We start from the raw sequence: 10,343 nt of genomic DNA on the forward strand, positions 1-10,343 counted from the left end.
GCGCGGCGCGCCGCGCCGCGCCGCGCGCCATCGAGTCGCCCTTGGCACGCTGCAGTGCTCCACAAACGCCGCATCTCCGGCACAGAAGGTCACCTGCAGCGTGCCAGGCAGGACGCTAGGTCGTCGTGAGCGTCAGCTCGAAGGTGTACATCGACGCGCGGTAGAGGTGTGAGCCGTACTCGACGGCGCGGCCGGTCTCGTCGTAGGCGATCCGGGTCATGGTGAGCAGGGGGGCGCCGGGGTGCTCGGCGAGTAGGCGCGCCTCGGCCGCCCGGGCCGCGCGGCCGCCGATGGTCTGCGTCGCGATCTTCAGGTTGATGCCGGCGGCGCGGATCATCGCGTACAGGCCCGTGCGCTCCAGCGCCGCCTCGTCCAGCCGGACGAGGCCGGCCGGCACGTAGTTGCTCATGATCGAGAGCGGCTCGTCGCCGGTGAAGCGCAGCCGCCGGATCGCGTAGACGCGGTCGCCGTCGGACAGGCCGAGCGCCTCGGCCACCACCTCCGTCGGCTCCTGCAGCTCGAACGAGAGGATCTGCGTCCGCGGCTGCTTGCCGGCCGCCGACAGGTCGTCGTAGAGGCTGGACAGCTCGACCGGGCGGCGCACCTTGGGCTGCACGACCTGGGTGCCGACGCCGCGCTTGCGCACCAGCAGACCACGGTCGACGAGGTACTCGATGGCGCGGCGCATGGTGGGCCGGGACAGGCCGAGCTGGTCGGCGAGCTGGATCTCGTTGTCCAGCCGGGTGCCGGCCGGGAACGCGCCGGACTCGATCAGCTGCTCCAGATGCTGCGCGACCTGGAAGTACAGCGGCACCGGGCTGGTGCGGTCGACCACGAGCTCCGGGATCCCCTCGGCCACTCGAACCCCCTCACCTCGCTGATGCGTACGTCAGTATGTTAGGACATTTGCCCAGCCGCCCGTGTGACCAGGAACGTGAGCTTCCAGTGAGGTCCGCGGGCACAGAAGGTCTAGACCTCGTCAGAAAGTCATGACAATCTGACAGCCGGACATCGAGGTTCGGGTTCTGGAGGGACGATGAGGCTCAACACCGGGCTCGGCGCCACGGCCGGCCTGCTCGCGACGGCGCTGGTCCTGGCGGCGTGCGGAAGCGACGACGACGGCGGCGGCTCCGCGGGCGGCGACCCCTCGCAGAACGCCGACGCCACCGAGGTCACCCTGACCATCACCGACAACGCGATCGCCGGCGGCAAGAACTCCGAGGGCGCGGCCTGGATCACCGATTACGTGATCCCCGAGTTCACCGCCATGCAGGAGGCGAAGGGCGTCGACGTCACGATCGAGTTCGAGGAGAACGGCGTCGACGACGAGGACTACAAGACGAAGATCGCGCTGGACCTGCAGTCCGGCGCCGGCGGCGACATCATCAGCATCGACGGCATCTGGACCGGAGAGTTCGCCGAGGCCGGCTACATCGCCCCGCTCACCGACATCGCCGGCGACGCCGTCGAGGAGTGGGACGGCTGGGAGCAGATCCCGGAGGCGGTCCAGCAGGCGATGACCTTCGACGACCAGGCCTACGGCATCCCTGTCGGCACCGACGGCCGGGTCATCTACTTCAACAAGGAGCTGTTCGCGCAGGCCGGGCTGCCGGAGGACTGGCAGCCGACCAGCTGGGAGGAGATCCTCGAGGCCGCCCGGGCGCTCAAGCAGCTCGACGGCGTCACCCCGCTGCAGGTCAACGCCGGCGTCCCGATGGGCGAGGCGACGACGATGCAGGGCTTCCTGCCGCTGCTGGCCGGCACCGGCGAGCAGATCTGGGCCGACGACACCTGGACCGGCGCGACCGACGGCGTTACCGAGGTGCTCGACTTCTACGGCCAGGTCTACGGCGAGGAGGAGCTCGGCGACCCGCTGCTGCAGCAGGAGGCCCAGGGCCGCGACACGTCGTTCCAGCTGTTCGCCAGCGGCCAGGTCGGCATGCTGATCGAGGGCGACTACTTCTGGCGCTCGGTCATCAACCCCGACGAGGGCATCGCGCCGATGGCCAACCGCGACGAGGTCGTCGGCTGGGCGAAGATCCCGGCCCGTGAGCCCGGCGCCGGCCTGAACGGGCAGGACTTCGTCAGCATGTCCGGCGGCACGGGTCGCGTCATCAATCCGAACACCGAGTTCCCGCAGCAGGCGTGGGAGCTGCTGACGTTCATGAACTCCCCGGAGGCGTTCGAGGCGATGATCAGCATCGGCGGCGCGCGGATCACCCCCCGCGACGACGTCAACGCCGAGGCGCTGGCCGGCGACCCGCTGATGAGCTTCATCGCCGAGGAGGTGCTGCCGATCACGGCCTACCGGCCGGCGCTGGCGCTGTACCCACAGGTCTCCGTCGCGCTGCAGAACGCGACCGCGGCGGTCGCGTCCGGCACGTCGGCCGAGGACGCGGCGACGGCCTACCAGAGCGAACTGGAGGGCATCGTCGGTGACGACGGTTCCATCGCCGACTGACGTCGACCCGGCCGGCCCTGCCCCCACCGGGGCGGGCGCCGGCCGGGCTCGCATCGACGACGGCGACGCGGCCGGGCTCGGCCGGTGGCGGGCGACCGGGTTCGTCGCGCCGGCGCTGCTGGTCGTCGCGGTCTTCCTGGTGTTCCCGGCGATCTGGACGCTCTACCTGGGGCTGACGAACTGGCGGCTGACCGGGCTCGCCGCGGCCGAGCCTGAGTTCGTCGGCACCGAGAACTACACCGACGCGCTGAGCGACCCGGCGTTTCGCAACTCGCTGCTGCTGACGCTGGCGTTCGTGTTCTTCTCCGCGATCGTCGGGCAGTCGATCCTGGGGTTCGCGCTGGCATGGACGGCGCGCCGGTTGCGCCCGGCCGTCCGGTCGGTGCTGGAGACCGTCGTCCTGCTGGCCTGGATCATCCCGGCGTCGGTGGTCGCGTTCCTGTGGCTGGCGCTGCTGGACCGGCGCGAGGGCACGCTCAACGCGCTGCTCGGCACCGACGGGACCGCATGGCTGCTCGAGTACCCGATGCAGTCGATCATCGTCTTCAACATCTGGAACGGCACCGCGTTCTCGATGCTGCTGTTCAGCTCGGCGCTGGCCTCGGTGCCGCCGTCGCAGTTCGAGACCGCCCGGATGGCCGGCGCGGGCACGTTCGCCACGCTGCGCGACGTCGTGCTGCCGAACATCCGCGGCCACATCCTCACGAACACGCTGCTGATCACGCTGTGGACGTTCAACGTGTTCGCGCCGTACCTGATCACCGCCGGCGGGCCGCAGGGACGGACGGAGATCCTCGGCATCTACATCTACCGGGTGGCGTTGCGCGACGGCGCGCTCGGCGAGGGCGCAGCGCTGTCGCTGATCATGATCATCATCAACCTGATCGTGGCGTCGGTGTACCTGCGGTTGTTGAGGGAGCGCCGGCCATGACCGTTCGCGCCGCACTGGGCGTCGTCGGCCGGTACGTGTTCGCCGGCTTCGTCTTCGTGTTCTTCGCGCTGCCCCTGCTGTGGCTACTGAGCGCGCCGTTCGACACCGCGCCGTCGGTGCAGGTGTCGCTGCCGGACTTCACGCTGGAGAACTTCCGCACGCTGTGGGACAACCCGTACGCGATGCGGTCGCTGGGCAACTCGGTGCTGATCGCGGCCGGGACGATGGCGATCACGCTGGTGCTGGCCGCGCTGGCGTCGTACGCGCTGTCCCGGGTCCGGATCCCCGGCCGCGACACGCTGCTCTACCTGCTGCTCCTGCTGTCGTCGATCGTGACCGGGACGGCGGCCATGGTGCCGACGTTCCTGCTGATGACGGAGCTGGGGCTGATCGACCGGCAGCTCGGCGTCGTGCTGGTGCTGACCGGCGGGCTGCTGCCGACGGCGATCTTCATCCTCAAGGACTTCATGGACTCGACGCCGCGCTCCTACGAGGAGTCGGCGCGGGTGTTCGGCGCGTCGTCGCTGCAGATCCTGCGGCACGTCGTCGTCCCGATCGCGCGGCCCGGACTGGCCACGATCGCCGTCTGGGCGGTCGTGCAGGTGTGGGGCAACTTCCTCGTCCCGTTCATCCTGCTCCGCTCCCCCGACCGGCAGCCGGCCGCCGTCGTCATGTTCACCTTCTACACCGAGGGCGGCCAGCCCAACCTCGCCCTGATCTCCACGTTCTCCCTGCTGTTCTCCATCCCGGTCGTGCTCATGTACCTGTTCGTGAACCGCCGGTACGGCTTCCGCTTCCACGGAGGGATCAAGCGCTGATGGCGGCGATCACCACGCACCAGCTGGTCAAGGAGTACCCGGGCGGCGTCCGCGCCGTCGACGGGCTCGACCTCACCATCGAGGACGGCGAGTTCTTCGCCCTGCTCGGACCGTCCGGCTGCGGGAAGACGACGCTGCTGCGCACGATCGCCGGGCTGGAGACGGCGACGGCCGGCGGGCTGTCCATCGGCGCGCGCGACGTGACGGCGCTGCCGCCCGGCGATCGCCGCGTCGCCATGGTGTTCCAGGACTACGCGCTGTTCCCGCACATGACCGTCGCGGACAACATCGCCTATCCCTTGAAGATCCAGAAGGTCGACCGGTCGTCGCGGCTGGCCACCGCGGAAGACGTCGCCGCCGGGTTGTCGCTGGCGGGGTTGACGGCGCGGCGGCCGGGGCAGCTGTCCGGCGGGCAGCAGCAACGCGTGGCCCTCGCGCGCGCCGTCGCCAGCAAGCCCGACGTGTTCCTGTTCGACGAGCCGCTGTCGAACCTGGACGCGCGGCTGCGGCTGGAGGCGCGGACGTTCCTCAAGCGGCTGCAGAGCGACCTCGGCGTCACGACGGTGTTCGTCACGCACGACCAGGCGGAGGCGCTGGCGCTGGCGGACCGGATCGCGATCATGCGGACGGGACGGATCCAGCAGGTCGGCTCGCCCCGCGACGTGTTCCGGCGACCGGCCAACACGTTCGTCGCCGGGTTCGCCGGGTCGACGCCGATGAACCTGCACCCCGGCGTCGTCGCCTCCGGGCGGGTGACCGTGGCCGGTGCGTCGCTGCCGCTGCCGCCCGGGTTGTCGCTGCCTGACGGGGCCGCGGTGATCTGGGGTGCGCGGCCGGAGTACCTGCGCTGGTCCACTGCTCCGGCCGGGGACGCGATCGGGGGCACCGTCACCGTCGTCGAGAACCTCGGCGCGTCGGTGCTGGTCACCGTCGAGGCCGCGGACGGGGTGCTGGTGCAGGTCGTGGTCGACGAGGACGAGGAGCCGGCGCCGGGCGTGGCCGGCTTCGTCGCCGTCCGGCCGGAACGGACGCTGCTGTTCGACGCGGAGAGCGAGGAGCTGCTGGAGCCGGTGGCGGCGGCCGCGTGACGGTGCTGCTGTCGCGGCGGCTGCTCCCGGCCGACCGGGCCGCGTCGCCGTACCTGACCGTGCCGTTCGAGGTGCCCGTGGGTACGTCGTCGGTGCACGTCGTGCTCTCGTACTCCGGGACGGGCGCCGTGGTGGATCTCGGCTGTTCGGGTCCCGACGGCTGGCGGGGGTGGTCCGGCGGGGCGCGGCGGCGGTTCACCGTCACGGCTGACGCGGCGACGCCGGGGTACGTCGCCGGGCCGCTGGAGCCGGGCGAGTGGTCGGTCGTGCTCGGGCTCTACCGGATGCCTGACGACGGGGTGCCGGTGGAGGTGTCGGTCGTGCTGGACGACCCGTCGGCGCCGCTGGATCCGGAGCCGCCCGGGCCGCCCGTCCCGCCTCGTCCGCCCCGTCGCTCGTTGCCGGCCGACGCCGGGCTGACGTGGCTGGCCTGCGACTTCCACGCCCACACGCTGCATTCGGACGGCGCGCTGGGGATCGCCGGACTGGCCTCGCTCGGGGTGGCGGCCGGTCTGGACGTCCTGGCCGTCACCGACCACAACACGGTGTCGCACCACGCCGCGCTGCCCTCCGCCGGGTCGCGGTACGGGATCACGCTGCTGCCCGGCCAGGAGGTGACGACCGACCGCGGTCACGCGAACGCGTTCGGCCCCATCCCGTGGGTCGACTTCCGCCAGTCCCCGTCGACCTGGGTCTCGTTCGTCGCGGCGCAGGGCGGACTGCTGTCGATCAACCATCCGCTGGGCGGCGACTGCTCGTGGCAGCATCCGCTGGACGTGCGGCCGCCGCTGGCGGAGATCTTCCACTCGTCGTGGCTGGCCCGCGAGTGGACCGGCCCGCTGGCGTGGTGGAACGCCTGGGACCCGGCGACCGTCCCGATCGGCGGCTCGGACTTCCACCGCCCCGGCGACGCCCCGGTGGTGGGCCGCCCCGTCACCTGGGTCGCGGCGGTCTCACCGTCCGTGCCCGACGTGCTGGACGGGTTGCGGGCCGGCCGGACGGCGCTGTCCTGGTCGGTGTCGGACCCGGTCCTGCTGCGGGTAGACGGCGAGGTCGTCGCCGTGGGCGGCGACGGCCTGTTCCTCACCGACGCTCTGGGCCGGCGTCGGCTCGTCCGTGGCGACCTCGCCCGCTACCCGGCCGCCGACGGCCCGCACATCCTGGAGACCCCCGCCACCGCCGCCGTCGTCGCCGTGACCCCCTAGCCGATGCTCTCGCGTTCGACTTCTGGCGTTTGAAGCCCGAGCCTCTCGAGCCGAGATCTGATCCCGCCGGGCTGTCGCTGCATGGTCCGCGCGATGTCGCTGATCGAGCGTCCTTCCCCATGCAGTCTGGCGAGTACCTCTTCCTCCTCTGCCGTCCAGCGCGCGTAGGCCTTCGGGTGGTCTCTCCTGATCTTGGTCAGCTTGTAGGAGGGTGCGGCTGGTGCCTCCTCACTCTTCTGAACACTGTGACCGAGTTCCACGGCGCTCACCCGGCCGATCTGCTGCCGCCCGACCTCGGCTCCGCGCCGCCAGAGGACGAGGGCGCCGTCGTCGAAGGTCATGACATCGGCGTCGAGGTCGAGGTAGTCGCCGCCTTGAACGATGAGCCGCATCATGCGAGCCACCTTCCAGCCGTCGAGCACACCGCACTCCGCCGGCGCACTCATGATCTTGGGCCGAGTTTATGGATCACCACTGACACACATGGCGCCCTACCCGGGCGGGCTGAGTGCACGGGCGAGGCCCGGCGCTGCGCATCGCCACCTCGGAATCGGCGGCGCCCGAACCGGTGGCCTGAGCCCAGGCTCACGGAGGTGAGCCGATCGACGCGCTGGGTGTGCGGCTTCGGCGACCGGCGATCATCAGGACGAGCCCGGCGACTCCCAACATGACGGCATCCGCCACGAGCACGACCCGCCCGCCGTGCGCCGCGAGCAGTACACCGGCGCCGGCGACGCCGATCACCCGGGCCAGATTGTTGGCGATCGCGGAGGCAGCGCCTACGCGTCCCATGACCCGGTTGGAGGTCCTCGCCTGCCGGACCGTGGCGGTGCTGATGAACGCGGCGGTCACGAACGCGTCGAGCATCCCGTTGGCCACGAACATCCACCAGAACGACTGGGACATCGCCAGCGTGAGCCCGGCCGCGCAGCTGAGCAGCAGGCTCAACGCGACCTTCCACAGCTGGTTGAGCCGAGCCGGGAACCGGGCCCCCACCAGGCTGACGAGCAGACCGCCCACGCCAGCGGCGGAGAGCACCAGGCCGACCTGCGCGACCGACAACTCCAGCTCATCCTGGCCGAGCACCAGAACGGCGAGCACGAGAGCTGCGCCGTGCGCGCTGAGCGCCATCAGAGCCACTTGGATCAACGACTGGAACCGGTCGCTCACCACCATGCTCAGGGGTTCGACGACGCGCCGCCGCAGTGTACGGGCGAGTCGGCGTGGTGTGCCGATGTCCATCGTCCTTGGCGACTCGGCGCCTGGCTGCCCCGGCGGGTCCATGCGCGGCAGGTACCGACGAAGCAGCAGTCCGGACACGACGAACGACACGGCGTTGGCCGCCAACCCCCACGCGGCACCGAGCCGTGCCACAGCGACGCCGGCGACAGCGGGCCCGGCCAGCGTCGACACACCGTCCGCCGCTTCGAGGACCGCGTTCGCCCTGCCCAGCGCGGGACCTTGGGCCAGTTGCGGCAGCACCGCCTGGGCCGCGATTCCGAACAGCACGTTGCCGCAGCCCACGATGGCGCCGATCACGAGGAACGGGAGCAGGTCCGCGCTCGACTCGGTGGCGAGGAAGGCGAAGGCGGCGAAGCTCAGCGCTCGGATCGCGTCGGCCCACACCAGCATCGACCGCCGAGAGTGGCGGTCGGTCCAGTGGCCGAGGAACGGCGCGATCAGCAGACCGGGCACTTGCACGCTGGCCGCCACCGCACCCGCGCTTGCGGGGCTGCCGGTGGCCATGAGCACGGCGACCGGCAACGCGATTTCGGCGAACCGATCGCCGAACATGGTGACGGCGTACGCGGTGACGAAGGGCGCGATCCGGGACCTGGTGCCGGCCTCAGAGCCCGGCACAGTCTCAGACACCATTCCTCCCGGCAGCGCGATGAGCGGGTGCCCGTGCCCAGCCCACGATCGCAGGCGCACACGCCGCTGAGCAAGCCGGTTGACGCGGGACGCGGTGGGAGCGTCGGAGATCGTCGCCAGTGAGGCGTCAGGCCGCGGAGTTGCCGCGGGCTGGGCTGTGCCAGCCGGGCACTGGTCTCGCACTCGTGCCGGAAAGCGGCCGCTTACTCGCCCAGTGGCAGCGTCGCCGCAGGTCAGCGCGCTGGAGCCGTTCGAGATGCGGCCCCAGCCGTTTCCATTTATGCTCAAACCCCCCGGTTACCGACGTATTCACTATCTGTCACGGTTTGTGCAGGGCTCGTGGCTCTGAGTAGAGAGAGCAGCCCTCGTGAATCGACGACGCATGTCCGCGCTCGCCTGCGCCGCCGTGGCCGTCATCGGCCTGTTCGGCGCGGCGCCCGCCGCCACCACCGCGTCCAGCGCGCCGCCACCGCGATCCGCCGACCCCGACCGAGCCGCCGCGATCGACGCCTTCCAGCGGGCGTTCCCCGGCGTCAGCGACGCCGAGGCGCTGCGGCGCATCGACGCCGAGGACGAGCGCGTCGCGCTGCTGGAGCAGCTCGCGACCCAGTCCCCCGGCACGTACGGTGGCGCCTGGTACGACGGCGCCACCGACACGCAGCACCTGCTGTCGACGACGCCGGCGGCCGCGGCCGCGTTCACGCGGGCGGCGGCCGCCCGCGGCATCGACGCCACCACCCACGACGTCGACTTCAGCCTGGCCACGCTGATCGCCGAGCGAGACCGCGTCAACAACGGCACGCACCGCGGCGTGCCCGCCGGCGCCACCGCGGGCATCGACCTGAAGGCCAACCGGGTCGTCGTCGAACTGCCGGCGAGCACGCTGGCCAGCGTGCGCCGGGGCGCGGTCGCGCTGCCGGCCACCATGCGGGCGACGGCCCGGACCGCGCAGACCACCGGCCCGGAGGTGTGCGCCACCCATCGCAGCTGCAGCCCGCCGCTGCGCGCGGGTGTGCAGCTGTGGCGCGGCCCGGAGAAGACCTACTCCTGCTCGGCCGGGTTCACCGCGAACTCGACCACCAGCGTGGGCCGATGGGTGCTCACCGCCGGCCACTGCGGCGCCATCGGCAGCCGGTGGGGCAACGGCACGCAGAGCGTCGGCACCATGCGCGCCCGGTACAACTGGAACGACGTCGACGCGGCCGCCATCCGCATCGACAGCACGTACTGGCTGGACGGCGCGACGTGGGGCTGGATGTACGACCCCTCCGCCACCAGCCAGCGGCTGCCCGTGGCCGGGCGGATCACCTCCGAGACGAGCATGCAACCCGGCCAGACGGTGTGCATCGCCGCCCAGTCCATCGGCTCCGGCATCCGCTGCGGCGTGCTGGGCGACGTCAACGACGCCAACGCGCGCGGCATGGCCCGCGTCGACGGCATCGACACCTGCCCCGGCGACAGCGGCGGCGCCTGGTACCGGTACTCGAGCACCGGCCGCATCGCCTACGGCATCCACCACGGCGGCAAGCTCGTGCCGTCGACCTGCCACGGCAGCGACGTGTCGCTGTTCAGCACGCTGCCCGACATCGCCGAGCACCTCGGCTTCGCCGTGCACACCCGCAGCCGCTAGGAGAGGCGGATCGTGGCGATCTCCCACGGCCCGAGCTCGACGTCGACGCGGTAGCCGTCGACGGGCAGCGGCTCCAGCGCCCGGCCGAGCAGGTCGGTCCGCCAGGCGGTGGCGAACGCCCCGGCGACGGTCGCCGTCGTCGGGGCGGCGGACATCGCGACCAGCCGCAGCTCGGTCTCGTCGCCGCGGGACCGGATCGCCGAGACGACCACGCCCGGCCCGCTCACCTCCAGCCCTGACGACGACGGCGGCAGCTCACCGCCCGCGGCGGCCAGGCCCGGCGTCACCAGCACGTCATGCCGGAACTCCTCGGCCAGCCGGGGTGCGGACGCCGGACC

10 protein-coding genes are annotated in these 10,343 nt (G+C 71.6%); 6 read left to right on the forward strand and 4 right to left on the reverse strand.

Features of this window, described 5'->3' with window-relative positions:
* Window positions 1-115: 115 nt before the first annotated feature.
* Window positions 116-859: a GntR family transcriptional regulator gene (locus tag C1I92_RS31785; RefSeq protein ID WP_111258636.1), complete on the reverse strand. Its 744-nt coding sequence runs from the start codon at window positions 857-859 to the stop codon at window positions 116-118.
* A gap of 177 nt (window positions 860-1,036) precedes the next feature.
* Here C1I92_RS31785 and C1I92_RS31790 point away from each other — a divergent pair, with 177 nt between their 5' ends.
* From C1I92_RS31790 to C1I92_RS31810, 5 genes are read left to right on the forward strand one after another with little or no spacing between them, the layout of a single operon-like run.
* A complete protein-coding gene (locus C1I92_RS31790) occupies window positions 1,037-2,461 on the forward strand; it encodes an extracellular solute-binding protein (RefSeq protein WP_111258637.1) in 1,425 nt (474 codons plus the stop codon).
* A 52-nt stretch (window positions 2,462-2,513) separates the two neighbouring features.
* Window positions 2,514-3,392 (forward strand): carbohydrate ABC transporter permease, encoded by an 879-nt coding sequence (locus C1I92_RS31795; RefSeq protein ID WP_111258644.1) that lies wholly within the window; start codon window positions 2,514-2,516, stop codon window positions 3,390-3,392.
* Window positions 3,389-4,210 (forward strand): carbohydrate ABC transporter permease, encoded by an 822-nt coding sequence (locus C1I92_RS31800; protein WP_111258638.1) that lies wholly within the window; start codon window positions 3,389-3,391, stop codon window positions 4,208-4,210. Before C1I92_RS31795 ends, C1I92_RS31800 begins: the two co-directional genes overlap by 4 nt.
* A complete protein-coding gene (locus C1I92_RS31805; RefSeq protein ID WP_111258639.1) occupies window positions 4,210-5,298 on the forward strand; it encodes an ABC transporter ATP-binding protein in 1,089 nt (362 codons plus the stop codon). The genes C1I92_RS31800 and C1I92_RS31805 overlap by 1 nt, the downstream gene beginning before the upstream one ends.
* The gene (locus C1I92_RS31810) at window positions 5,295-6,503 is read left to right on the forward strand and encodes a CehA/McbA family metallohydrolase (protein ID WP_111258640.1); all 1,209 of its coding nucleotides are present in this window, start codon (window positions 5,295-5,297) and stop codon (window positions 6,501-6,503) included. Before C1I92_RS31805 ends, C1I92_RS31810 begins: the two co-directional genes overlap by 4 nt.
* Here C1I92_RS31810 and C1I92_RS31815 read toward each other — a convergent pair.
* Both C1I92_RS31815 and C1I92_RS31820 read right to left on the reverse strand, forming a co-directional pair.
* Window positions 6,500-6,925 (reverse strand): hypothetical protein, encoded by a 426-nt coding sequence (locus C1I92_RS31815; protein WP_111258641.1) that lies wholly within the window; start codon window positions 6,923-6,925, stop codon window positions 6,500-6,502. The two genes, C1I92_RS31810 and C1I92_RS31815, sit on opposite strands and share 4 nt — an antisense overlap.
* Window positions 6,926-7,088: 163 nt before the next feature.
* Complete coding sequence (locus C1I92_RS31820; protein ID WP_111258642.1) at window positions 7,089-8,378, reverse strand: MFS transporter; 1,290 nt, start codon at window positions 8,376-8,378, stop codon at window positions 7,089-7,091.
* Between the two features lie 364 nt (window positions 8,379-8,742).
* Between C1I92_RS31820 and C1I92_RS31825 the strand changes: the two genes are divergently transcribed.
* Window positions 8,743-10,005, forward strand: coding sequence for a trypsin-like serine protease (locus C1I92_RS31825; RefSeq protein WP_146605370.1), 1,263 nt, complete (start codon window positions 8,743-8,745; stop codon window positions 10,003-10,005).
* On the opposite strand, the gene C1I92_RS34185 is transcribed toward C1I92_RS31825, so the two are convergent.
* On the reverse strand, window positions 10,002-10,343 hold a 342-nt coding region (locus C1I92_RS34185), incomplete at its 5' end, for a glycosyl hydrolase-related protein (RefSeq protein WP_199521795.1). The two genes, C1I92_RS31825 and C1I92_RS34185, sit on opposite strands and share 4 nt — an antisense overlap.

Source organism: Jiangella anatolica, from assembly GCF_003236295.1.
GTDB lineage: Bacteria > Actinomycetota > Actinomycetes > Jiangellales > Jiangellaceae > Jiangella > Jiangella anatolica.